The sequence below is a fragment of the Winogradskyella sp. genome (assembly GCF_025210595.1).
Classification (GTDB): domain Bacteria; phylum Bacteroidota; class Bacteroidia; order Flavobacteriales; family Flavobacteriaceae; genus Winogradskyella.
Window position 1 is genome coordinate 17,545 of record NZ_JAOARH010000051.1, and the last position, 25,046, is coordinate 42,590.

Below are 25,046 nucleotides of genomic sequence, written 5' to 3' on the forward strand. Positions count from 1 at the left end.
TATGAAAAAAACAATAAATAATACTTGGTGGTGGAATTTCTCAAACTCATGTTCGTGAAATAAACCTTGTATGTAAAAATATTAAAAAAGGCTTGTCATTCACGACAAGCCTTTTTTTATTCTGAATAACCGTATTGAGCTTTTCTAAGTACAATTGAAGTGTTAATTTTAGAATATTAAAATTAAAAGATTCCACACCCTAAAAGTGTGACGTAAATATGAAAACATTTAGTCTATATACACATTACAAAAAGATACTTGCAGACACTATAACACCAGTTAGTATTTATCTGAAAATTAGAGACAAATTTCCTAATAGTATTTTACTAGAGAGTAGTGATTACCACACCAATGATAATAGTTTCTCTTATATATGTTGCAACCCTATTGCATCAATCACAGTTAAAAACGGGATAATATCTCAAACTTATCCAGATGGCAGTATCAAAAATAATTATGCAAAAACGATTGGTGTCGTAGAGGAAATCCACAAATTCACACAACGCTTTAAGGTAGAACCTAACAAAGAATTTAAATTTATAAACAACGGTATCTTTGGATATACTGCGTATGATGCTGTTAAATATTTTGAAGACATAGAAATATCTAAAAAAGATAATTCAATAGACATTCCAGATGTCTACTATGCTGTTTATCAAAACATCATTGCTATAAATCACTTTAAAAACGAAGCCTATATTTTTGCGCACTGTTTTGATACTGAAAATAATATTGAAGAGATACTCCAATTAATTAAAACCAGACAATACGCATCTTATAACTTTAACAGCAAAGGAGATATTCAATCTAACTTAACTGATGATGAATATAAACAGCATGTTGAGCTCGCAAAAAAGCATTGTGCCAGAGGTGATGTTTTTCAATTAGTACTATCAAAACAATTTTCACAACAATTTAGCGGAGACGAATTCAACGTTTATAGAGCATTACGAAGTATTAATCCGTCACCATATCTTTTCTATTTTGACTACGGAAATTTTAAAATTTTCGGTAGTTCTCCTGAAGCACAATTAATTGTAAATGATAGAAAAGCAGAAATCCATCCCATAGCAGGCACATTTAAACGCACAGGAAATGATTTAAAAGATGCAGAATTAGCAGAACAACTCATTGAAGATGATAAGGAAAATCGTGAACACGTAATGCTTGTTGATTTAGCAAGAAATGATTTAAGCAGAAATGGTTCTAATGTTTCTATTGAGAATTACAGAGAAGTGCAATTCTTTTCTCATGTAATCCATTTAGTTAGTAAAGTAACTGGTATAAAAAACAAAGACACAGACACTATGCAAGTAGTAGCAGACACTTTCCCAGCTGGCACATTAAGTGGTGCGCCTAAACATAAAGCTATGCAACTCATTGAAAAATATGAAAAAACAAGCAGAACGTATTACGGAGGTGCAATAGGTTTTATGGACTTTGAAGGCAATTTTAACCATGCCATAATGATAAGAACATTTTTGAGTAAAAATCATACACTCTTTTGGCAAGCAGGAGCAGGATTAGTCTCTCAATCAAATCCAGAAAGCGAATTGCAAGAAGTCTATAACAAATTAGGTGCTTTAACAAAAGCCATAGAATTAGCTAGAGAATTATAAAAAATGAAGTTTAATAAAAAAGGATCCCTCTTTAGCGGGAAGTGAGCATGAAAAAAGTATTAGTAATTGACAACTACGACAGTTTCACTTATAATCTAGTTCATTATTTAGAGGATTTAGATTGCGATGTCACAGTTAAAAGAAACGACAAACTATCTCTTGAAGAAGTTGATGCTTTTCATAAAATAGTTCTGTCACCTGGTCCAGGAATTCCAGAAGAAGCTGGCTTGCTTAAAGCTATAATTACTAAATACGCTCCTACAAAAAGTATATTAGGAGTTTGTTTAGGCCAACAAGCTATTTGCGAGGTTTTTGGAGGTACATTAGAAAATTTAAAATCGGTTTATCATGGTGTTTCAACTGAAGTTACTATTTGTGTAGATAATGAAACCTTATTTAAAGGCTTAGATAAAACCTTTAAAGTTGGTCGCTACCATTCTTGGGTGGTGAGTACTAATTTACCAGACAGTTTAGAAGCTACATCATTAGATGCTAACGGACAAATAATGTCTTTAAGGCATAAGGTTTATGATGTTAAAGGTGTACAATATCATCCAGAATCTGTATTAACACCCAACGGTAAAAAGATTTTAGAAAATTGGGTGAACAGCTAGTTTTGCAATTACTGCAAAGGCAGAAACCCATTATTAACCAAAGTAAAATTAAAAAGTTACTCGCTTTAGCGAGCATAAAATGAAAGAATTATTAAATAGATTAATTAATCAAGAAAGCATCTCAAGTGAAGAAGCCAAAAATGTTTTAGTTAATATTTCTAACGGAAAATACAATCAAAGTCAAATCGCTTCTTTTCTAACAGTTTATATGATGCGTAATATTACCATAGAAGAACTTCGTGGGTTTAGAGATGCACTTTTAGAATTATGCATTCCTGTAGATTTAGAAGGTTATAATACAATTGATTTATGTGGTACAGGCGGAGATAGCAAAAACACTTTCAATATTTCTACAATAGCATCTTTTGTAACAGCAGGTGCAGGTATTCATGTTACAAAGCATGGGAATTATGGTGTTTCATCAGCATGCGGATCATCAAACGTTATGGAACACTTAGGCATAAAGTTTTCTAATAACATTGATTTTTTAAAACGCTGCATAGATGAAGCAGGCATTTGTGTTTTGCATGCTCCTCTATTTCATCCTGCTATGAAAAAAGTAGCACCAATTAGAAAAGAACTAGGTGTGAAAACCTTTTTTAATATGCTAGGTCCTTTGGTTAATCCTGCCTTTCCAACAAACCAAATGGTCGGTGTATTCAATTTAGAATTACTAAGATTATATGGTTACTTATATCAAGAAACCAACAAAAATTACGCAATAGTACATACTTTAGATGGTTACGACGAAATTTCATTAACAGGAAAAACCAAAATTATTTCTAACACATCTGAATTATTATTTGAACCTGAAGATTTTGAAATAAACAAAATTGAGCAATCAGACTTATTTGGAGGTAAAACTATACGAAAGTCAGCACGAATATTTACTAAAATAATAGACGGAAAAGGTACCAAAGCTCAAAACAATGTGGTTTGTGCAAATGCAGGATTAGCTATAGCAACTGCAAAACAAATCTCTCATAAAGAAGGGTTTGAACTAGCCAAAGAATCGCTCTATAACGGTAAAGCAAAAGAAAGCTTCAATAAATTAATTGAGTTAAGTGACACGTAGTGTCATCCTGAACTTGATTCAGGATCTAATTATAAATTAAAAAAGATTCCTGCCTACGCAGGAAATAAATATGAATATTTTAGCTAAAATAGTAAGTGATAAACGTAAAGAAGTTGATTTAAAAAAATCTCTAATTCCTATTCAACAACTAGAATCTTCTGTTCTTTTTAAAAGAGAAACCATTTCTTTATCAAAAACACTTCAAAATAGTGAAAGCGGCATCATTGCAGAACATAAAAGACAATCTCCATCAAAATCTATCATTAATCAAAGTTTAAATGTACAAGATGTGGCTAAAGGTTATGAAAATGCTGGTGTTTGTGGCATGTCAATCTTAACTAACGGCAAATATTTTGGAGGATCTTTAGATGATTTAATACTAGCTAGAGCCAGTTGTCAATTGCCCCTTTTAAGAAAAGAATTTATAATAGATTCTTATCAAATTATTGAAGCAAAATCTTATGGAGCAGATGCCATTCTTTTAATTGCAGCCATTTTAACAAAAAATGAGATTAAACAATTTTCAGAACTAGCCAAAAGTTTGCATCTAGATGTGTTGTTAGAAGTACATAACAAAGAAGAATTACAAAAATCCATTATACCTTCTTTAGACATGATAGGTGTTAATAACAGAAACCTTAAAACTTTTGAAGTCAATCTAGAAACATCAAAACAATTAAGTGAACAAATACCTGATGATTTTGTAAAAGTATCTGAGAGTGGAATTAGTTCTGTTAATGCTATTAAAGAGTTACAGCTTTTGGGTTATAAAGGATTTTTAATAGGAGAAAACTTTATGAAAACAGATAATCCAGGAGCAAGTGCAACAGAGTTCATAAACGCCTTAAAAACATGAAACTAAAAATCTGCGGCATAAAACATAACATAAATGAAGTTGCAGCATTGCAACCGGATTATTTTGGGTTTATTTTTTATAAGAATTCACCCAGAAATTTTGAAAGCGAAATTCCTAAGTTATCAAAATCAATAAAGAAAGTTGGTGTTTTTGTAAATGAAAAAATTGAAAGCATTACCCGTAAAATTGAAAAATACAATCTTGATATTATACAATTACACGGTAATGAATCACCAGAAACTTGTAAACTATTAAAATCCACTAAAAAAGAAATCATCAAAGTCTTTTCTATAAAAAACGAATTTGATTTTTCAATATTAAAAGACTACGAAAAAGTTTGTGATTATTTTCTTTTTGACACCAAAGGAAAATTACCAGGTGGCAATGGCTATGCCTTTAATTGGGATATCTTAAAAGATTATCCATCAACCAAACCTTACTTTTTGAGCGGTGGAATTGGTTTAAGCGAAATTGAAAGCATTTTATCATTCCTGAGTAAGGAGGGATCTAAATACTGCTATGCTATTGACATAAATAGCAAATTTGAAATTAAACCAGGACTAAAAAACATTGATGAATTAGAAAAATTTAAAAAACACATCACTTCGAGTGATTTTTGAAGTTTAAAAGAATTGTATTGGAAAGTAAAAGATAAGTTTCCGTACAATTTCGATAAAAATCGAAAATCACTCAAACTAACGAGAAGGTTAAAAATTATGAGTTATAACATTAACAACAAAGGCTATTACGGTGAATTTGGCGGAGCATATATACCAGAAATGCTTTATCCAAATGTTGAAGAACTACGACAGAATTATTTAAAAATAATGGCTGAACCTTCATTTCAAAAAGATTTTCATCAATTATTAAAAGATTATGTTGGTCGTCCTTCACCACTCTATTTTGCAAAACGTCTTTCAAAAAAACACAACACCAAAATCTATCTAAAAAGAGAAGACCTTAACCATACAGGTGCACATAAAATCAACAATACTATCGGACAAATACTTATGGCAAAACGCTTAGGTAAAAACAGAATTATTGCCGAAACTGGTGCTGGTCAGCATGGTGTTGCCACAGCTACTGTTTGTGCTTTAATGGGAATTGAATGCATTGTGTATATGGGAGAAATTGATATTGCAAGACAAGCACCTAATGTTGCTCGTATGAAAATGCTAGGTGCAGAAGTAAGACCTGCACTATCAGGAAGCCGAACATTAAAAGATGCAACCAACGAAGCTATTCGTGATTGGATAAATAACCCTGTGGATACACATTATATTATTGGCTCAGTAATTGGGCCTCATCCATATCCAGATATGGTAACTAAATTTCAGTCTGTAATTTCAGAGGAAATCAAATGGCAACTTAAAGAAAAAGAAGGCAAAGAAAATCCTGATTATGTAGTGGCTTGTATTGGTGGTGGCAGTAATGCTGCTGGCACTTATTATCACTTTTTAGACAATACAAATGTTAGAATCATTGCAATTGAAGCAGCAGGAAAAGGCATCAATTCTGGCAAAAGCGCAGCAACTTCAGCTCTTGGCAAAGAAGGTATTATTCATGGTTGTAAAACCTTATTAATGCAAACTAATGATGGGCAAATTACAGAGCCTTATTCTATTTCGGCTGGTTTAGATTATCCTGGTGTTGGCCCTTTACATTCCCATTTATATAAATCTGGTCGTGGTGAGTTTTACTCTGCAACAGACGATGAAGCTATGGCAGCAGGATTAGAATTATGCAAATTAGAAGGTATTATCCCAGCCATTGAAAGCGCTCATGCACTTGCTGTTTTTGAGCACAAATCGTTTCAACCTGATGATATTGTAGTTATTAGTTTATCTGGTCGTGGTGATAAAGATTTACAGAATTATATTGATTATTTTAAATTTTAGCGTCATGCTGAACTTGTTTCAGCATCTCAATAGAAATGAAATACAGTTTTGTTTACATAATGACTAATACTTACAGAACAACTTTTTACATAGGTGCTATAACTAATTTGGAAAAAAGAATAACTGAACATGCTAATGGTACAGGTGCTCAGTTTACTAAAAAATATAATCTTAAAGATCTAATTTATTTTGAAAAACTTACAGACGTAAATCAAGCAATAGATAGAGAAAATCAATTAAAAAATTGGCATAAGGACTGGAAAATTAATTTAATTAAGAAAAAAAACCCAAAACTTGAAACACTAAAAATTATGTGACCCTGAAACAAGTTCAGGGTGACGAAAATAAACTAATGTTTAATTAAAAGATTTTCGCATTCGTAGAAAATAGACATGAATAGAATAAATCAAAAATTACAGGAAAACAAAAAGCTTCTTTCCATATACTTTACAGCAGGTTATCCTAATATTGATGATACGGTTAGCATCATTCAAAATTTAGAAAAATCTGGTGTAGATATGATTGAAATAGGACTGCCATTTAGTGATCCTTTAGCAGATGGACCAACGATACAAGCTAGCTCTACATCTGCACTTAAACATGGAATGACAACCGAAAAACTATTTAAACAGCTAAAAAACATTCGTCAATCTGTATCAATTCCATTAATAATTATGGGCTATTTCAATCCTGTGTTACAATATGGTGTTGAAGCCTTTTGCAAAAAATGCCAAGACATTGGTATTGACGGACTTATTATTCCAGATTTACCAGCAGATATTTATGACGAATACTACAAAACTACGTTTGAAAAATATAGTTTAATCAATGTCTTTTTAATAACTCCTCAAACTTCAGAAAAACGTATTCATTATATCGATTCCATTTCAAACGGATTCATTTATATGGTAAGTTCAGCAAGTACAACTGGAGCACAAACTGGCTTTGGCAACACACAAACAGACTACTTTAATCGTATAGCCAATATGCAACTTAGAAATCCGCAAATAGTTGGTTTTGGTATTTCAAACAATGATACTTTTACTCAAGCCACACAATATGCCAAAGGAGCAATAATAGGAAGTGCTTTTATAAAACATTTATCTAAACATGGTATCAATGAAATTGATAGCTTTGTAAAACAAATTATATACTAATGGATACATTTAACAGAAAAGAGCATTGGGAAAATATTTATAGTACCAAACAATTAAATGAAGTCAGTTGGTATCAACCAACACCCACAACATCACTTAACCTTATAGAAGAATTAAATATTCCTAAAACTGCTAGTATTATAGATATTGGAGGAGGTGATAGCTTTTTAGTAGATAATTTATTGAAATTAGGATACGAAAACATAACTGTTTTAGACATCTCAATAAAGGCAATTGAAAGAGCAAAAAAGCGTTTAGGAAAACAAAGCGAAAATGTAAAATGGATTGAGGCTGATGCTTCTAACTTTAACCCAAAAGCAAGCTATGATCTTTGGCATGATAGAGCTGCATTTCATTTTCTAACCGATGATAAAGATATTGAAAATTATCTAAAAGCAGCTCAAAGAGGCATTAAACCTTCTGGAAGCTTAATTATTGGAACCTTTTCTACAGAAGGCCCTAAAAAATGTAGTGGCATAGACATTAAACAATATTCTGAAGACTCCTTAAATCATATTTTTAAAGACACATTTAGTAAGATTGATTGCAAAACCATAGAGCATCAAACGCCGTTTAGCACCACACAAAGCTTTACTTTTTGCAAGTTTAAAAAAGCTTAATTATGAAGACAATCAATAATTGGCGTATCGTAATTTTATTATGCTTAACCTTAGGGTTAGCCCCTTTTTTTCCTGAACCACATATTATAGGTAAAGTAAGGTGGCTTACTGGAGGAGCCGTTGGAATGACAGCTGCAGATTATTTTGATGTTTTACTCCATGGGTTCCCGTTTATATTATTAATTAGGCTAATTATTTTAAAATTAAAAAAGTGAGAGTCTAAAATTAGTTAATAATAATTGCGGCACTAAACATTACTCTTGAAAACACTAAACAACTAATGAAATATAAAATTCTATTAATAGTAATCATCACATCACTTTTTTCGTGCAGTGAGGATAACAAATCGAGTTATGTAGATAAAGAATCAAAAGTTTTAGATAGTATTTATGCTAGTCATTCACCTCAAATTGAACAACTTCTTAATAACGTTAACTCTTTGAATCTAGAAGATTTATTAGCCTCAAAATTCGAATTGATAGACTCCACAAATACCGAAGAATTAGTTACCAAAAGAAGAGCATTACTTAAAATCAAACCCTTTATAAAAACTAACCTAAATTTAACGCTATCAAATACTGTAGTTGTAAACAATTCCGCTAATTGGCTTTCGCTTTACGGTATAAACGATGAAGTTATTAGCAAACTAAAGACCAAATACGTATTAACAAATTTTTCTGATGGAACCTATGAAAATAGCCCTTTACATGTATCAGATCTTGTTCCAGATTACTTTCATTATTACAACAATCCCAACTTTTTTGATAGATACAAAGATTCTATCAACCTCAAGAAAAAAAATCGTTTAAAATTAGACCGTCAGTCTAGACTATTAAAGCTTAAGCAAATTCAATATATTGTTTTCATTAATGATATTTATGCCAAGAAACCTAGTTTGGTTATGAGAGATAAATTTATTGGAGGAGTTTTAATGTCTACTGCTAATGTGTATGATCTTAACTCTAAAGAATTGATAGGTTATACTACTATTACCGTTAAAAACAGTGATGAAGTAAAACATCAGGCACTGGCTGACATTAGAAATATAAGAAGAACCATATTAAACAGAAGGCTAAAAGAGGACTTATTAAAACAACGAAATAAAAGAATAGTAAACTATTTTAATATTAAATAAAATGCCTCTAAACATTGTACTCATAGAGCCTGAAATACCCAATAATACTGGAAATATTGGCAGATTAGCTTTAGCAACAGGTTCAAAATTGCATTTAGTAAAACCCTTTGGATTTGAAATTGACAATAAACGTTTAAAACGTGCTGGCTTAGACTATTGGCAACATCTAGAAGTCATTTACTACGATTCTATAAATGACTTTTTTGTAAAAAATTCTGAAGCCAAAATGGTATTCCTATCCAGCCATGGTAAACAATCACATTGGGATATAAATTTTTCAGACGATATGTTTGTTGTTTTTGGTAAAGAATCTGTGGGCTTACCCAAGCCTTTAATCGAAAAACACAAAGATCAACTTTTTAAAATACCTATGTACAGTGAGCATATTAGAAGCCTTAATCTTGCTAATGCCGTAAGTATTATTATTTATGAAGGTCTAAGGCAACTACGTTAAATATTTCATAAAAGAAAACTTACTATTAAACCCTTTTAGAATATCTCAGTCATAGTAGTGTTCATTAATTAAAACACAAAATATTATGATTTTAAAAACAGCAAAAGTTAGTCTATTAGTAGTTACGTTATGTTCTATTTCATTTGTAAACGCACAAGAAAAAAAGGGTAGAAAAAAGCATGATCCTGAAAAAATATTTCAAAAATTAGACACTAATGAAGATGGCGCTTTAACCCTAGAAGAATTTAAAGATCAACGTCAGAGAAAAGAAATAAAAGCCGAAATTATTGAGGATCGTTTTAAAGAATTAGACACAGACACAAACGGATCTTTATCCTTAGAAGAGTTTACTACTAGGAAAAAACTATCTAAAGAAGAACGCATAGAAAAACGATTTGCTGAGATGGATGCAGATGGCAATGGAACTATAAATAAAGAAGAATACAAAGCTTTTGTTGAAGAAAAACAAGCGCAAAGACCAAAGCATAAGCGTCGTAGACACTAAACGAAACACTAAACAACAAATCTCTGGAAATTTCAGAGGTTTGTTTGTTTAAAAATATTCAGAATATTGCATCACTCTAAAATCGAATGTATTAAAATTTGGATTTTTAGCTTTTAATTGCTTGTAAAGTGGTAATCTACTTATAGAAATATTGGCTGCACCTGAACCTGAGGTTAGAGACACTGTTTTTATGATTCTTTTTGGTTCATCAATCTTAGCTTTTTCAGATTCTGAAACAAGTTCAGATTCGCAAAGTGTAAACTGATGAATTCTCGGCACTTCGTTATTCACCAACTCCAACTTTAATCCATAATCCCTTATATGTCTTCTAAAGAAATATTCTGGTCCGTTTTTACTGTTTCCTCCTGTAAACAAAATAGTTTCTATACTTGGATAGACTTTAAGATAACCAATAATATTTCTCAACTTAATGTTTTGCATACCCAAATCAGAAGCATCTATTTTTTCACGTTCTGCACTTTCTACGATGTCGCAAACACCTATTTTATGATTAATTAAAAACTGCTTGCGCTCTTCAATAGCTTGTTGGGAATTATCGTATCTTAAATTGAGGTTATGAATTTTGTCTATAAATAACCATAAAGAATTATAGTAACTGCCATAACAAAAATCAACGTCTTTTTCTAATAACTCACCTGTTGAAAATCTTGGTGGTGGCAACGTACCAACAATTAACTTTTTGGTATCTTTTTGTATAAAAGGCTTGTAAGGATGCTTATGAAAAAACATTATCTTATAAAAACCAACTCATTCTCAGAAGATAAACTTTCACTAAAACCATAACCTTCGTAATTAAACCCTTTTACATCATCTATAGTTTTAGCATCTGTATCTATAATATAGCGCGTCATATAACCACGTGCTAGTTTTGCAAAGGTCATTATGGTTTTATATTCACCATTTTTTAAATCCTTAAAATTTGCAGTAATTACAGGTGCTTTTAATGCTTTTGTATCTATGACTTTAAAATACTCATTACTTGCTAAGTTTAAAAACACTTCATCATCTTCTAACTCATCATTTAGAGCTTGGGTCACTTTCTTTTTCCAGAACTCATAAAGGTTTTTATTTCTACCAACTGTCATTTTAGTACCCATTTCTAATCGGTATGGCTGAATTAAATCTAATGGTTTTAAAATACCATATAATCCTGAAATGATTCTTACAGTGTCTTGTACTTTATCGAGCCTATTTGTATCAATAGTGTAAGCATCTATGCCTCTATACACATCACCACTAAAAGCATACAAAGCTTGTCTTGCATTATCTTTTGTAAACGGTAATTGCCACTCTTGGTTGCGCTCGTAATTGAGCTGACCGAGATTATCTGATATTTTCATAAGCTTAGACAAGCTCTTAGCAGATTTCTTTTTGAGTAGCTTATTTAAACGTTCAGCTTCAGCTAAAAAACAACCTTCAGATGTTTTGGTTGTTGGAATTTGGCTTTCAAAATTTAAAGATTTTGCTGGTGACAATACGAGTTTCATAGGCTACTACCTGCAAAAACAGGTATCTTATTTAAGTTAAACAATATTTTTTATGTAAAAATACGATGTAATTAGAATAGTTTCAAGTATCGCTAACAACTAATCTAGATAGTTGTATAAGGATTATTTATATCTAAAAAAGTATTATTAGTCTGTCATGCTGAATTTATTTCAGCATCTAAAATTTTAGAAGTAGATTCTGAAACAAGTTCAAATGACAAAAAAATGTTATTAATTATTCTAATTAATTTGCTTTACTTTCTATATGGGATTCCTGCTTTCGCTGGAATTTAATACTGATGCTTAGCATAAATCCTCCACTTCTCTATACATAATTGTATATCTTCTGGAATATCTGTTGAAAAGCTCAACCATTTGCCAGTTGTTGGGTGTTCAAAACCTAGTGTTTTTGCATGTAGTGCTTGCCTTGGGAGTACTTTAAAACAATTTTCTACAAATTGCTTATACTTTGTAAATGTTGTTCCTTTTAAGATCTTTTCGCCTCCATAACGTTCGTCATTAAAAAGCGTGTGACCTATGTGTTTCATGTGTACACGTATTTGATGTGTACGACCAGTTTCGAGCTTACAACTTACTAAAGTAACATAACCTAAACGTTCTAAAACTTTATAATGTGTTACTGCTGGCTTTCCCTTATAGGCTTCTTCACCTTCATAAACCGTATTTTGCAATCTGTTTTTGGGATGGCGACCAATATTACCCTCAACAGTACCTTCGTCTTCTTTAATATTTCCCCAAACTAAAGCCACATATTCTCTTTCACTAGTTTTTTCTGCAAATTGATTAGATAAATGTGCCATAGCTTTTTCTGTCTTAGCCACAACTAACAAACCACTAGTATCTTTATCTATACGATGCACTAAACCAGGTCTATCGCTAGAATTATTAGGTAAGTTTTCAAAATGATAAATAAGGCCATTAATTAAAGTACCTGAGTAATTACCATGACCAGGATGCACTACCATACCTGCTGGTTTATTAACCACTAATACATCTTCATCCTCGTAAATAATATCTATAGGAATATCTTCTGCTACTAATAGGTTTTCGTGTGGTGGATGCTCAAATTTTACAATTATTTGATCGTTTGGTTTTACTTTGTAATTAGATTTTACTGCATTTCCATTTACAAAAATAAAACCGTCTTTTGCAGCTTGTTGAATTTTGTTTCGTGTAGCATTCTCAACAAAATTCATTAAATATTTATCTATACGAAGTGGTTGCTGACCTTTTTCTACTTTAAAAGCATAATGCTCATATAGTTCGTCTTCGTGATTTGAATCATCAACAATAATACTCATTACAGTTTAGCGTTTACCATTACCCAAAATCAAATCAATTGTAGATGTTAAAGGCAACATAGCTCCAGGCGCTAAGGTTTTGCCTTTGTGCTTCATTCCTAAAACTACATCTTTACCAATGTTATCTATATAGGTAATTTCACCTATTTTAAATTCTAAAGCTTGTAGTTGTGGCTTGGCTTGTCTAAAAGTACGTTTAAGAATATTAGGCACCTCAACTTTACGGTAACCAGATGGATTTAGAATTAAGTAAATCTTTCTATTTTCTTTGACTTGTGCGCCAGCTATTGGGTTTTGTTCTATAACTGAATATTTAGGATATTTAGGATTAAAATTTGCTGAATCTTGTATTTCCATAACTAAGTCATTATCGTCTAATTCTATCTTAACGGTTTCAACTGACTTTCCTTTTAAATCTGGCACAACAACAAATTCACCATGATTTGTGGTAATATTCAACCATTTAAGCATAATAAAAGTTAATACTACAATGGCAACTACTGCTAGTGCTAATTGTTTAAAAAATACTTTACTGGTTAAAAACTTAACTAAACTCATAGGCTGTTTACTTGTTGACAAATCTAATAAATAATCTTATGCAATAAAATTAATATACGTTTACTAGAATAGATTTAGATTGTTACTACCAGAATTGAAAAACTTCTGAAAATAAATGATACTTTTACGTAAGAAGATTTTTAATTAAAGCTACCCACTTGCGTGGGCAATAGAGATGAAAAAAAACATTGCCATAATTATGGGAGGCTATTCTAGCGAATACAAAATTTCGCTTAAGAGTGGTAACGTTGTATACAATACCTTAAACAAAGAAAAATATAATGCCTACCGTATTCATATTTTTAAAGACAAATGGGTTTACGTCAATGATTCTAATGAAGAATTTCCTATTGACAAAAACGATTTTTCTATTACTATAAATGATAATAAAATTGTATTCGACTGTGTTTTTAATGCTATACACGGAGCACCAGGCGAAGATGGCTACATGCAAGCTTATTTTGAATTATTAGGATTACCTCAAACCAGTTGTGGTATGTACCAAGCTGCTTTAACTTTTAACAAACGTGATTTATTAGCCACATTAAAACCTTTTGGTATAAAAACTGCTGACAGTTATTATCTTAATCTTGGAGATGCTATAAATGAAGATGCCATTGTAGATAAAGTAGGTTTACCTTGTTTTGTCAAGGCCAATAAAGCTGGTAGTAGTTTTGGCATTTATAAAGTTTACAAAAAAGAAGACTTAAAAGCTGCTATTAAAAGCTCTTTTAAAGAAGATGACGAAATTATTATTGAGCAATTTTTAGATGGAGTAGAAGTATCTGTTGGTGTCATTTCTTATAAAGGTAAAATTATTGTTTTACCTATTACTGAAATTGTATCTGAAAACGACTTTTTTGATTATGCAGCTAAATACGAAGGAAAATCACAAGAAATTACTCCAGCCAGAATCTCTGATGACTATGCCAATAAAGTAAGAATAGAAGCCAAAAAGGTTTATAAAATTCTTGGTATGAAAGGCTTCTCTAGAAGCGAGTTTATTTTTAAAAACGATGAACCTCACCTTTTAGAAATGAATACTGTACCTGGTTTAACCAAAGAAAGTATTTTGCCTCAACAAGCTGCTGAAGCGGGTATTAATTTACAAGAATTGTTTACTAATGCTATTGAGGAAGCTTTAAATAATTGACGATTTAAGATTTATGAATTCTGAATCAGTTACTCAATTTCTTAATTCTTATATTTGCTAATAGTTATAATTAATAAGATTCCTGCCTTCGCAGGAAGTTAACATGAGACGCGCACTTTTCCCAGGATCCTTTGATCCGATTACAAACGGACACTACGATATTATAAAACGTGGTGTAAAACTTTTTGATGAAGTTGTTGTTGCTATAGGCATTAATGCTGATAAAAAGTATATGTTCTCGCTAGAAGAACGTAAGGCTTTTATTGAAAAAGCATTTGCACACCAACCTAAAGTTAAAGTTACTACTTACCAAGGTTTAACCGTAGACTACTGTAAAGAAATTAACGCCAAATATATATTACGAGGTTTGCGTAATCCTGCCGATTTTGAATTTGAAAAGGCTATTGCACATACCAATCGTAAGCTTTCTAAGATTGAAACTGTATTCTTATTAACTGCTGCTAAAACATCGTACATCTCATCTTCTATTGTGCGCGATGTTATTAGAAATAATGGAGATTATACCATTCTGGTTCCAGATAGTGTGAGGGTAACAAATCCTTAAAATTTGAAGCTTATTTTTTATAAGATCTTGAAACTACACTTCGACAAGCTCAACGTGACAGTTCAAGGTAGAAACAATAAAAAATTGTTGTCAAATAATATTATTTCGTCTCGCTTTTGCAACGGCTTCTAACTTATTGTGAACTTGTAATTTTCGATAAATATGCTCTATATGCTTCCTAATAGTACCTGTAGATAAAATAAGGTTTTCTGCTACAGCATTATAACTTAAGCCTTTACTAAGCTGTTCTAAAACATCTACTTCTCTACTGGTAAGTTTAATTTCTTCCTTGTCTTGCTTGTCTTCCACAAACGGATTACGAAGCAATTTTAAGGTCTTTAAGGCAATTGAAGGATTCATTGCAGCACCTCCATTTAAGGTTTCTAAAATACCAGAATGTAAATCTTCCGCATTAATTTCTTTTAGTAAATAACCATCAGCACCAGCTTTTATAGCATTAAATATATTTTCGTCATTATCAAAAACAGTAAGCATTATAATCTTTATATGTGGATACTTTTGCTTTACTTGTTCTGTAGCTTCAATACCATTCATTTCAGGCATTTCAATATCCATTAAGATTAAATCAATATTATGGTTTTCTTTGAGCTTTTCTATAACATCCTTACCATTCATGGCAATAAATCTCACCTGCAAATCATCAAAAAAAGACAATTTTTCTTTTACTGCTTTTATTAAAAAAGTGTTATCATCTACTATGGCTATTCTTATGACCATTTATTTTGCTTTTATATTATAAATATCACTCTTTAAATATAGAATACCTATACGTAATTCATCGTATTTCAAAATTCTAAAATTATGATTGTACCATCGGTTGTATTAGAATTAATTGTTAGCTCTCCATGAATTTCTTCGGCTCGTTTCTTCATATTATTTAAACCGTTTCCTAAATCGACATCAGCTTCATTAAAACCGTTTCCATCATCAGAAATGCTAATTTTCATTTGTTCTTTTGCTTCAGTTATTAAAACCTCTATAACTGAAGCATTGGCATATTTTAAACTATTATTTATAGCCTCTTGAATGATTCTATAAATATTTATTCCTTTAATAGAAGAAAAGGTAATTTGTTTATCTACTTTATTTTCTACTTTAAAATTGAATTTAATATTTTGTGCTGCAAGATTGGCTTTATCAATAAAATTTGAAATTCTAATCTCTAGGTCTTCAAAGGTAATTTCATCTTTATTCATTGCCCAAATTGTATCTCTTAGCTCATGAATTGTTGTAGTGGTAAACTCACTTATACTTTTAAGCTTATCACCTAGTTTATATGGAATTTTAAATCCGTATTTAAGATTATCTATTGATGAGATAATGAATGTAAGTTGAGCACCTATATTATCGTGCAAATCTCTACTAATTCTCAGGCGCTGCTCTTGCAACTTATTCTGAGTTTCAATTTTAATTAAAGCATCTTTTAATTCATTTTCTTTTTGAAGTTGTCTATTCTTTAGCCTTTGCTGATTGTAAAATAAATATCCTAAAAGACCTAAAACCACAGCAAGGGCTCCTAAACCAAGTATATATGTATTCTTTTTACTAAGATCTAACTCTTTTTCGGCAAGGTCTGCACGCTGCGATAGTATTTCTTTTTCTTTTTTTTCGGTTTGAAAACGAATCTCTAGCTCGTGTATGCGATTATTTGTTTCTGTATTAAGAACACTGTCCTTGAGTTTTGTATAAACTAAATGATAATGCAAAGCATTCTTATAATCGTTCTTAGCCTCATAGCTTTTATAAAGATATTCCGAAGCATATTTTTTTAAAGGATAATAGCTATTACCCTTAGAGAGATTAAACCCTTTTTCATAACTATTTACGGCTTTATTGTAATCTTTCTTTTTAAAATAAAGATCACCAATATATAAATGTGTATCAGAAATGCCGTAAATATCCTTTCGCTTTTCCCTAATTACCATTGCACTATCTAAATAAGCTTCTGCCTTATTGTACTCGGACTGCTTGGCATATATCTCAGCCAAATGACAATACCCAAACGGTATACCTACACTATCGTTGAGTGTTTTTTTTAGTTTTAGCGATTTGTTATGGTAATAAAGTGCACTATCTAATTGATGTTTTAAAGCATGCAACACTCCATAATTATCATAAACCGGATTAATAATCTGTGCATCAAAATTTGACTCTAATAAAGCAATAGCTTTTGTCATATACCTCATAGATTTATCTAAATCTAGATACTTAATTTTCCACGCTAAGTTGGCATAACTATCACCAACTTTAACCGGAAGATTTAAGGTTTCATAAAGCTTAATTATCTCTAAAGACAAGGCTATTGTTTCTTCCGTTCGAGATGTAAAATGAAGCACCAAACGCTTCTTTTCTAAAGATTTTGCCAACAACAACGTGTCCTTAATCTCTTTAGAATATGCGATAGCTTTTTCGGTTAAACTATCTAAAAACCTAATATTACTTACCACTTTATCGTAAGGTATGCTAACAATTTGCTCTACTTGCTCTTTTTTTGAAAGTTTAGATATTTCTTGCGACAGCGAATCTAAATAAGAGCCTTTTTGAGAAAATGCCTGAAAAGAATACAGTAGTAAAATTGAGAGAACTAATTTTCTTATCATAGGTTTAATTAATAGCAATAACAAGATACTAATTTTAAAAAAACTCATACAGTAACTATAATCTCAGTGCCTTGATTTTCTTTTGAATTTATCTTTAACTCACCTCCAATACTAGAAATTCTTTGTCTCATAGTATTAAAACCATTTCCGCTTTTTACAGAAGCTATATCAAAACCAATTCCGTTATCTGAAATTTTAAAGACATAGTTTAATATATTTTTTGAAACATTCACTTTAATTTTAGAAGCTCTAGCATATTTTAAACTATTTTGAATAGCTTCTTGAGTTACACGATGAATATTCATCCCCTCTACGGAAGTAAATTTTTTAGAGATATCTACACTGTCTTCTACATTAAAAACAAACTGAACTTTAGTATCGTATAAATGCGCCTTATCAATGTAATTAGAAATTCTAGTTTGTAAATCTTCAAAAGTGATTTCACTTTTATTCATTGCCCAAATACTATCTCTTAACTCATATATAGCACCAGAAGTGAAACTACTTATTGTTTCTAGCTTTCTTATTAACTTTTCGTTCTTAATCTCAAAGCCATATTTTAAATTATCTATGGAAGAAATTATGAATGTAAGTTGAGCACATATAGTATTGTGCAAATCTCTACTTATTCTTAAACGTTGTTCTTGTAACTTGTTTTGAGTTTCAATTCTAATTAAAGCATTTTTTAATTCGCTTTCTTTGCGTGATTGCTGGGTTCTAAACCTTTTTTGGTTATAAAACAGAAAACTTATTAAACTTAATACTATAACAATTGTGGTAAAGCTAAAAATTTGATAATTGCGCTTTTGTATCACTAAACTTTGCTCTGCTGATTTTGCGCGCTGAATTAAAATTTGCTTTTGTTTTTCAACCGAATGGTATTCTTTAAATAAGACTAATACATTATTTGTTTGCTTATTGGATAAATCAATGGAGCTATCTACACTTCTGCTCTTATCATTTTGACTATTAGCAACTATTAACAATAAAAAAAACATCAGATACATTCGGCCTTTTAAGGCAGAAACAATAACTGATGTTTTCTTAAAAAAATTGATTAATAGCATATACAATATATAATTAATTGTCCTTAAATCTCTTTTTATTCGATTAAGAGGTGTTAAAAAAAGATTAAGCGCAATTATGTAGGAATTACGCTTAATCCTAATAAACCTCAACAACAAGATTTATTTGTTAGGGTTATAGACATAAATCATTTCATCATTTGGTTTATAATTAAAAGAGCTACAGAATTATGGTGTCTCTTCCACAATTAATGATGTAATACTTACCCAAAGCACTAGCATTATTATTGTTTATACTTGAGTCAATAGCAGTTTCATCTGTTAAAAATTTATTTATTTTATTAGTAAGCATTAGAAGGAAAACCCAAACTTCGAAATGAGCATTTTCTAATTACAGAACTATATAGTTTGCTTATCTAAGTTGAAAGATCCATTAGTAATATCCTTCAATGACTGGTCTCCATTCACATTTTTACCATTAAAATTGAAAGTTCCCATAATTTTATTTTCTGTTTCTTCTGAAATATTAACTTCTCCAACTTGTGTATCATCATAAGGTGCTTGCCATATTTCTGTGGTAGAGTTTTGAGGGTTGCTAATGTCAACATCTGTTTCTGTATAAGAGGCAGAATTAAAAATGTTTGCTCCACCACCTAAAGGATAGGTTCCTGGTCCAGAATAACCGACTATGGTTATAGAAAAAGCATTCCCATCGCTATTAGAAGCAATAATAATTAAATTGTTTCCGTTGTTTGCAACTGTTGCAGAAGATGAAATATCTAAAGACTGAAAATTTGCTCCATCTATACGTGCTATTAATGTACCTGAAGGTGCATCTCCTCCATCACCTCCGTCATCATCACTTTTACATGATGTAAATGTTACCAATGACATTGTCATTAATAATAACATAAAATTTTTTAAAGTTCTCATTGTTGAAATAATTTATTGGTTAATAATTGAGGTAAATCTCAACAATAAGATGATGATAAAACATACGACGAATTGCGTATATTTTTATAACATATTGATTTTTAAATAATTAAACTAAAATAAGATGTCAGGAAATTTTGCTTGTAAATCTTCAATCTCTAATTCTAGTTTGGCAAGAAATTTTTGATGTGCTTCAGAATTAGGATTAAAAGGTCGATGTGCTTTTTTAGCTTGAATACTACCTACTTTTTCTGAAACCTTTATTGCTTCTTCAGTTAACCAAACTGTATTAAATTTTTCCCAGATGTAGTCTATTGCCAAATCGTTTGGATGAATCATATCTGTACTGTAAAAACGATAATCTCTTAGTTCATCCATTACAATTTCGTAAGATGGAAAATAATACAACTGCTTTCTAGGTTCTACAATATGGTGTATTGCAGATAACAAATGTGCTTTGCTTCTATTATTTTCTACAAAGCCATCTTTTAAATGACGAACTGGAGAAACCGTGAATATAAAATTAACTTTAGGGTTTATACTCTTAACCAAACTAACAATGGCTTCTAATGACTCAGCAATTTGCTCAACAGAAAGTAACTCTTTTAAAAACTGTTTTTGAGGCACTTTGTGGCAATTTGCTACAAGTTTATCTGTAGCAATATGCCTGTAAACCCAAGCTGTTCCTAAAGTAATAATGATATGAGATGATGCATTGAGATGCTGATGCGTTAATTCGATTTGGTCGTTCAAACTTTTTAACAAATCGCCTTTCGAAATAGTATCCAATCTAGAATGCGTATCAAAACAACTCCAAACTTCATTATGTTGTATAAGTTCACCTTCAGAATAAAAATCTTTATTAATTGCTCTTGCAATAAGATTCTCAATAGCCAATGGGTGAAACAATATCCCAAATGGATTAACTGTATTCTGAAACTTATAATACTTAAACTTACTTCCAATATTTTCAGAAAAACATGAACCCAACAACATAATCTTAGAATTGTAATCTATTTGATTATGTTGTTGTGATTGTAATGGTATGTTGGTTTTAAGTTTCATGTTTTAAAGAGATTCTGAAACAAGTTCAGAATAACATTAAAAATAATTTTTCGCAGCATTCAAAGCCTCATCAATACCACTAGGGTTTTTACCACCAGCAGTTGCAAAGAATGGTTGTCCTCCTCCACCTCCTTGGATATACTTACCAAGTTCTCTTACAATCTGCCCAGCATTAAGATCTTTTTCCGCAACCAAGTTCTTAGACACATAACAAGATAAAATTGCTTTTCCATTAGTGTCAGCACCAAATAAAGCAAAAAGATTATCTACTTCGCCACCTAATTCAAAACATAAATCTTTAATTCCTGAGGCATCTAAATCTACTTTTTTAGCGATAAAGTTTATACCATTAACTTCGGTAATTTGGCTTTTAAGTTCACCTTTTACATTCTTGGCTTTATCTTTAAGTAATTGCTCTATTTGTTTCTTTAGATTAGTATTTTCAGTTTGTAAATTTTGTAATGCTTTTACAGGTTCTTTAGCATTATTAAGTAGGTCTCTCATTTCAAAATAAGCTCTGTTATTTTCAAAATAAAAGTCCTTAACCGCATCATAGGTAATGGCTTCTATTCGTCGTATTCCTGCTGCTACTGCTCCTTCAGAAACAATTTTAAAATGCCAAATATCTGATGTGTTTTTAACATGCGTACCACCACATAACTCAATAGATTGTCCAAAACGGATAGTTCTTACTGTATCACCATATTTTTCGCCAAACAAAGCCATAGCACCATCTGCCATAGCTTTATCCATTGGTACATTTCTATTTTCTTCTAGAGCTAATTTTCCATCAATACGTGCATTTACAAAATTTTCTACATCTCTTAGCTCTTCAACTGTTAATTTAGAAAAATGAGAAAAATCGAAACGCAGATGTTTAGAATGTACTGCAGATCCTTTTTGTTCTACATGTGTACCTAAAACTTCGCGTAATGCTTGATGCAATAAATGTGTTGCAGTATGATTACATTCTGTTCTAAAACGTTGCTTTTCATCTACTACAGCTTTAAAAGTTTCGTTAAGATGCTTAGGTAGGTTTTTTACAAAATGAATAATAACATTATTCTCCTTTTTAGTATCTAAAATATAAACTACATCACCATGATTATCTTGCAAATATCCTTTGTCACCTACTTGTCCTCCACCTTCTGCATAAAACGGAGTTAGATTAAAAACCAACTGATACATGTCACCATCTTTCTTAGAGGTAACTTTTCTGTAACGTGTAATTTTCACATTAGCCTCAAGTGCATCGTAACCAATAAATTCTTGCTCGCTATCTTCTACTAACAATGTCCAATCATCCGTTGAAGTTTCACTAGCTTTACGAGAACGATTTTTCTGAATTTGAAGCTGCTCTTCAAATCCTTTTTCATCGAGTTTTAAATTCTTTTCAGAAAGAATTAAAGCTGTCAAATCTATTGGAAATCCGTAAGTATCATATAATTCAAAAGCTTTTTCACCAGAAACGGTATCGCCTTTTGTTTCTTCTACAATACGATTCAATAAAATTAAACCCTGTTCTAAAGTCCTTAAAAAGGAAGATTCTTCTTCTTTAATAACATTTTCAATGAGTTGTTTTTGAGCTTTAATTTCAGGAAACGCTTTTCCCATTTTTTTACTCAAAATATCAACTAATCGATATATAAATGGCTCTTTTTTGTCTAAAAACGTAAAGCCATAACGCACAGCACGACGTAATATTCTTCTAATTACATAACCTGCTCCAGTATTACTAGGCAACTGACCATCTGCAATAGAAAATGCAACAGCTCTTACATGGTCTGATATAACTCTGATAGCTATATCTGTTTTTTCGTCTTTACCATAATCCTTGTTGGTAATGGTTTCAATCTCGCGAATAATTGGCGTAAACACATCTGTATCGTAGTTAGATTGTACACCTTGTAATACCATACACAAACGTTCAAAGCCCATTCCTGTATCGATATGTTTATTCGGAAGCGCCTCTAAAGTGCCATTTGCTTTACGGTTGTATTGCATAAAAACTAAATTCCAGATTTCTACAACCTGAGGGTGATCCATATTTACTAAAGATTTACCATCTACTTTGGCTTTTTCTTCAGCAGAACGAATATCGACATGTATTTCGCTACAAGGTCCACAAGGCCCTTGGTCTCCCATTTCCCAAAAATTGTCCTTTTTATTTCCCATAAGAATACGATCTTCTGGAATAAATGCTTTCCATAAATCGTATGCTTCTTGATCCATTTTTAAATTATCATCATCATCACTTCCTTCAAAAACCGTAACATATAAAATGTCCTTATCTATGCCGTAAACTTCAGTCAATAATTCCCAAGCCCAAGCTATAGCTTCTTTCTTAAAATAATCACCAAAGCTCCAGTTACCTAGCATTTCAAATAAAGTATGATGATAGGTATCATAACCTACTTCTTCTAAATCATTATGCTTACCAGAAACTCTTAAACACTTTTGCGAGTCTGCAATCCTATTATTTTTCGGATCACTGTTACCTAAAAAATATTCTTTAAAAGGTGCCATACCTGAATTAACAAACATTAAAGTAGGATCATTTTTGGTCACCATTGGTGCTGAAGGTACAATAAGGTGCTTTTTGCTTTCAAAAAAATTTAAAAACTTAGTACGAATATCTTGAGATGTCATATACTGAAATTATAGCTTGTTTCGTTAATATTACCACATTTGCAAAACAATCTTTATATTTGAAAGTTCAGCAATTTTGGCAGAACACGTAAAGTGTATGATTGCTGCAAAAATAGTATAAATTAGAACATGGCTAAGGTAAAATATTATTATGATGCAGAGACGCTTTCTTACCGTAAAATAAAGCGTAAAAAAGTAACAACGTTAAAATACGCAACCGTTTTTCTCTTGGCTGCTGCTTTGTTTGGTTTTTTATCTTTTGCTATCGTTAGTAATTACATACACTCTCCTAAAGAACGTCAGTTAGCAAGAGAATTGCAAAATATGCAATTGCAATATGAGCTCTTAAACAAACGTATGGATGATGCTATCACTGCTTTAGAAAATGTAGAAGAACGCGATAATGCCATTTACAGATTATATTTTGAAGCCAATCCTATACCAGAAGAACAAAGACGCGCTGGATTTGGAGGTATTAATCGCTACAAAAAGTTTGAAGGTTTTGACAATTCACAATTAATTTCAGAAAGCAATAAACGTCTAGATATTTTAGAAAAAGCAATAGTCGTTCAGTCTAAATCGCTTGATGAAATTGCCAAGTTAGCAGAAGACAAAGAAAAGTTTTTAGAAGCCATACCAGCTATTCAACCTGTAAGAAATGAAAATTTAACTCGTATGGCATCTGGTTATGGTTATAGAACAGATCCTTTTACAAAGGCAAGAAAATTTCACTTTGGCATGGATTTTACTGCACCACGTGGCACACCAATCTATGCTACTGGAGATGGTATTATAAAACGTGCAGACAATAGAGCTTCAGGATATGGTAAACACATACGCCTAGACCATGGTTATGGTTATGTTTCCTTGTATGCGCATTTATATAAATATAATGTACGAGTTAATCAGCGTGTAAAACGAGGCGACCTCATTGGCTATGTTGGTAGTACAGGACGATCTGAAGCTCCACATTTACATTACGAAGTTTTTAAAGATGGTGAACGCATCAATCCTATAAATTTCTATTATGGTAACTTATCTGCATCAGAGTTTAATGAACTACTGAGAAAAGCCTCATTAGAAAACCAATCCCTAGATTAATATGTATATAGATTTACCAGAAAAACGTTACTATGGCATTGGTGAAGTTGCCAAAGCCTTTAAGGTAAATGCATCTTTAATTCGTTTTTGGGAAAAGGAATTTGACATTATTAAACCTAAGAAAAATGCTAAGGGCAACAGAAAATTTACTCCAGAGGATATCAAAAACCTAAAGTTTATTTATCATCTCGTAAAAGAAAGAGGGTTTACATTAGAAGGAGCAAAAACTCACCTAAAAGAAGAAAAGAAACAATCTTTAGAAAAGTTTGAAATCATAGAAAAACTTGAAAGCATAAAAGCACAACTTATTAAAATAAAAACACAACTTTAAAAACATATCAATTATGAAAAGATGGTTAGTTCCTGTTATTGTTATTGCCATAATAGGGTTTGGTATTTACCAATGGGCTGTTGGCATAAACAACACATCTGTTGAGCTAGAAGCAAATGCAAAAACAGCATGGTCTAACGTAGAAAGCACTTATCAAAGACGTAGCGATTTATATAGTACAGTAATTAAAACAGTACAAGGTGCTGCAGATTTTGAAAGAAAAACATTAAATGAAGTTATAGAAGCACGTTCTAAAGCAACTTCAATTAATGTTGATGTTAG

General features: G+C 31.4%; 28 protein-coding genes. 18 read left to right on the forward strand and 10 right to left on the reverse strand.

The annotated features are described in order from the left end of the window. Nucleotides 1–218: 218 nt before the first annotated feature. The 13 genes from N4A42_RS05930 to N4A42_RS05990 all read left to right on the forward strand — a co-directional run bounded on the left by N4A42_RS05930 (nucleotide 219) and on the right by N4A42_RS05990 (nucleotide 9,933). Entirely contained in the window at nucleotides 219–1,619 is a 1,401-nt protein-coding gene (locus tag N4A42_RS05930; RefSeq protein WP_294071305.1) for an anthranilate synthase component I family protein, read from the forward strand. Between the two features lie 47 nt (nucleotides 1,620–1,666). Beyond that, nucleotides 1,667–2,233 carry an aminodeoxychorismate/anthranilate synthase component II gene (locus tag N4A42_RS05935; protein ID WP_294071308.1) on the forward strand — a complete coding sequence of 189 codons (567 nt, stop codon included), beginning with the start codon at nucleotides 1,667–1,669 and terminating at the stop codon, nucleotides 2,231–2,233. Nucleotides 2,234–2,312: 79 nt separating this feature from the next. Further along, nucleotides 2,313–3,308 carry an anthranilate phosphoribosyltransferase gene (gene trpD, locus N4A42_RS05940; RefSeq protein ID WP_294071311.1) on the forward strand — a complete coding sequence of 332 codons (996 nt, stop codon included), beginning with the start codon at nucleotides 2,313–2,315 and terminating at the stop codon, nucleotides 3,306–3,308. Between the two features lie 70 nt (nucleotides 3,309–3,378). Beyond that, nucleotides 3,379–4,164 (forward strand): indole-3-glycerol phosphate synthase TrpC, encoded by a 786-nt coding sequence (trpC, locus tag N4A42_RS05945; RefSeq protein WP_294071314.1) that lies wholly within the window; start codon nucleotides 3,379–3,381, stop codon nucleotides 4,162–4,164. Beyond that, the gene (locus N4A42_RS05950) at nucleotides 4,161–4,784 is read left to right on the forward strand and encodes a phosphoribosylanthranilate isomerase (RefSeq protein WP_294071317.1); all 624 of its coding nucleotides are present in this window, start codon (nucleotides 4,161–4,163) and stop codon (nucleotides 4,782–4,784) included. Before trpC ends, N4A42_RS05950 begins: the two co-directional genes overlap by 4 nt. Before the next feature lie 96 nt (nucleotides 4,785–4,880). Further along, on the forward strand, nucleotides 4,881–6,062 hold the full coding sequence (gene trpB, locus N4A42_RS05955; RefSeq protein ID WP_294071320.1) for a tryptophan synthase subunit beta: 1,182 nt from the start codon (nucleotides 4,881–4,883) through the stop codon (nucleotides 6,060–6,062). 35 nt (nucleotides 6,063–6,097) lie between these two features. Continuing rightward, on the forward strand, nucleotides 6,098–6,379 hold the full coding sequence (locus tag N4A42_RS05960) for a GIY-YIG nuclease family protein (RefSeq protein WP_294071322.1): 282 nt from the start codon (nucleotides 6,098–6,100) through the stop codon (nucleotides 6,377–6,379). 75 nt (nucleotides 6,380–6,454) lie between these two features. Beyond that, the gene (gene trpA / locus N4A42_RS05965) at nucleotides 6,455–7,219 is read left to right on the forward strand and encodes a tryptophan synthase subunit alpha (RefSeq protein ID WP_294071325.1); all 765 of its coding nucleotides are present in this window, start codon (nucleotides 6,455–6,457) and stop codon (nucleotides 7,217–7,219) included. After that, the gene (locus tag N4A42_RS05970) at nucleotides 7,219–7,839 is read left to right on the forward strand and encodes a class I SAM-dependent methyltransferase (protein WP_294071328.1); all 621 of its coding nucleotides are present in this window, start codon (nucleotides 7,219–7,221) and stop codon (nucleotides 7,837–7,839) included. The genes trpA and N4A42_RS05970 overlap by 1 nt, the downstream gene beginning before the upstream one ends. 2 nt (nucleotides 7,840–7,841) lie before the next feature. Then, on the forward strand, nucleotides 7,842–8,054 hold the full coding sequence (locus N4A42_RS05975) for a hypothetical protein (RefSeq protein WP_294071331.1): 213 nt from the start codon (nucleotides 7,842–7,844) through the stop codon (nucleotides 8,052–8,054). A 65-nt stretch (nucleotides 8,055–8,119) separates the two neighbouring features. After that, the gene (locus tag N4A42_RS05980; protein WP_294071334.1) at nucleotides 8,120–8,974 is read left to right on the forward strand and encodes a hypothetical protein; all 855 of its coding nucleotides are present in this window, start codon (nucleotides 8,120–8,122) and stop codon (nucleotides 8,972–8,974) included. A gap of 1 nt (nucleotide 8,975) precedes the next feature. Further along, nucleotides 8,976–9,428, forward strand: a complete 453-nt coding sequence (locus tag N4A42_RS05985) for a tRNA (cytidine(34)-2'-O)-methyltransferase (RefSeq protein WP_294071337.1) — start codon at nucleotides 8,976–8,978, stop codon at nucleotides 9,426–9,428. 85 nt (nucleotides 9,429–9,513) lie between these two features. Further along, nucleotides 9,514–9,933 (forward strand): EF-hand domain-containing protein, encoded by a 420-nt coding sequence (locus N4A42_RS05990; protein ID WP_294071340.1) that lies wholly within the window; start codon nucleotides 9,514–9,516, stop codon nucleotides 9,931–9,933. 48 nt (nucleotides 9,934–9,981) lie between these two features. Here N4A42_RS05990 and N4A42_RS05995 read toward each other — a convergent pair whose 3' ends face one another. The 4 genes from N4A42_RS05995 to N4A42_RS06010 form a co-directional block, all read right to left on the reverse strand. Further along, the gene (locus N4A42_RS05995; RefSeq protein WP_294071343.1) at nucleotides 9,982–10,683 is read right to left on the reverse strand and encodes a uracil-DNA glycosylase family protein; all 702 of its coding nucleotides are present in this window, start codon (nucleotides 10,681–10,683) and stop codon (nucleotides 9,982–9,984) included. Next, nucleotides 10,683–11,441: a peroxide stress protein YaaA gene (gene yaaA, locus N4A42_RS06000; protein WP_294071346.1), complete on the reverse strand. Its 759-nt coding sequence runs from the start codon at nucleotides 11,439–11,441 to the stop codon at nucleotides 10,683–10,685. Before yaaA ends, N4A42_RS05995 begins: the two co-directional genes overlap by 1 nt. 290 nt (nucleotides 11,442–11,731) lie before the next feature. Beyond that, on the reverse strand, nucleotides 11,732–12,763 hold the full coding sequence (locus N4A42_RS06005; RefSeq protein WP_294071349.1) for an RluA family pseudouridine synthase: 1,032 nt from the start codon (nucleotides 12,761–12,763) through the stop codon (nucleotides 11,732–11,734). A 6-nt stretch (nucleotides 12,764–12,769) separates the two neighbouring features. After that, complete coding sequence (locus N4A42_RS06010; protein WP_294071352.1) at nucleotides 12,770–13,321, reverse strand: PASTA domain-containing protein; 552 nt, start codon at nucleotides 13,319–13,321, stop codon at nucleotides 12,770–12,772. Nucleotides 13,322–13,496: 175 nt separating this feature from the next. Here N4A42_RS06010 and N4A42_RS06015 point away from each other — a divergent pair, with 175 nt between their 5' ends. Together N4A42_RS06015 and coaD are read left to right on the forward strand one after the other, a co-directional pair. Then, nucleotides 13,497–14,474, forward strand: coding sequence for a D-alanine--D-alanine ligase (locus N4A42_RS06015; protein ID WP_294071355.1), 978 nt, complete (start codon nucleotides 13,497–13,499; stop codon nucleotides 14,472–14,474). A 103-nt stretch (nucleotides 14,475–14,577) separates the two neighbouring features. After that, nucleotides 14,578–15,039 (forward strand): pantetheine-phosphate adenylyltransferase, encoded by a 462-nt coding sequence (coaD, locus tag N4A42_RS06020; RefSeq protein WP_294071358.1) that lies wholly within the window; start codon nucleotides 14,578–14,580, stop codon nucleotides 15,037–15,039. Between the two features lie 90 nt (nucleotides 15,040–15,129). On the opposite strand, the gene N4A42_RS06025 is transcribed toward coaD, so the two are convergent. From N4A42_RS06025 to alaS, 6 genes are all read right to left on the reverse strand, one after another. Next, nucleotides 15,130–15,777: a response regulator transcription factor gene (locus N4A42_RS06025; protein ID WP_294071361.1), complete on the reverse strand. Its 648-nt coding sequence runs from the start codon at nucleotides 15,775–15,777 to the stop codon at nucleotides 15,130–15,132. Nucleotides 15,778–15,845: 68 nt separating this feature from the next. After that, complete coding sequence (locus tag N4A42_RS06030; RefSeq protein WP_294071363.1) at nucleotides 15,846–17,660, reverse strand: tetratricopeptide repeat-containing sensor histidine kinase; 1,815 nt, start codon at nucleotides 17,658–17,660, stop codon at nucleotides 15,846–15,848. A 44-nt stretch (nucleotides 17,661–17,704) separates the two neighbouring features. Further along, nucleotides 17,705–18,727 carry an ATP-binding protein gene (locus N4A42_RS06035; protein ID WP_294071366.1) on the reverse strand — a complete coding sequence of 341 codons (1,023 nt, stop codon included), beginning with the start codon at nucleotides 18,725–18,727 and terminating at the stop codon, nucleotides 17,705–17,707. Nucleotides 18,728–19,084: 357 nt separating this feature from the next. After that, nucleotides 19,085–19,618: a DUF6252 family protein gene (locus N4A42_RS06040; RefSeq protein ID WP_294071369.1), complete on the reverse strand. Its 534-nt coding sequence runs from the start codon at nucleotides 19,616–19,618 to the stop codon at nucleotides 19,085–19,087. Between the two features lie 114 nt (nucleotides 19,619–19,732). Then, nucleotides 19,733–20,683, reverse strand: coding sequence for a GSCFA domain-containing protein (locus N4A42_RS06045; RefSeq protein WP_294071372.1), 951 nt, complete (start codon nucleotides 20,681–20,683; stop codon nucleotides 19,733–19,735). A 36-nt stretch (nucleotides 20,684–20,719) separates the two neighbouring features. Then, on the reverse strand, nucleotides 20,720–23,332 hold the full coding sequence (gene alaS / locus N4A42_RS06050) for an alanine--tRNA ligase (RefSeq protein WP_294071375.1): 2,613 nt from the start codon (nucleotides 23,330–23,332) through the stop codon (nucleotides 20,720–20,722). Nucleotides 23,333–23,461: 129 nt separating this feature from the next. Between alaS and N4A42_RS06055 the strand changes: the two genes are divergently transcribed. The 3 genes from N4A42_RS06055 to N4A42_RS06065 form a co-directional block, all read left to right on the forward strand. Next, nucleotides 23,462–24,433: a M23 family metallopeptidase gene (locus N4A42_RS06055; RefSeq protein ID WP_294071378.1), complete on the forward strand. Its 972-nt coding sequence runs from the start codon at nucleotides 23,462–23,464 to the stop codon at nucleotides 24,431–24,433. Nucleotide 24,434: 1 nt separating this feature from the next. After that, nucleotides 24,435–24,764, forward strand: a complete 330-nt coding sequence (locus N4A42_RS06060) for a MerR family transcriptional regulator (protein WP_294071380.1) — start codon at nucleotides 24,435–24,437, stop codon at nucleotides 24,762–24,764. Nucleotides 24,765–24,777: 13 nt separating this feature from the next. Beyond that, nucleotides 24,778–25,046: LemA family protein (locus N4A42_RS06065; protein WP_294071383.1), on the forward strand; the 269-nt coding region annotated here is incomplete at its 3' end.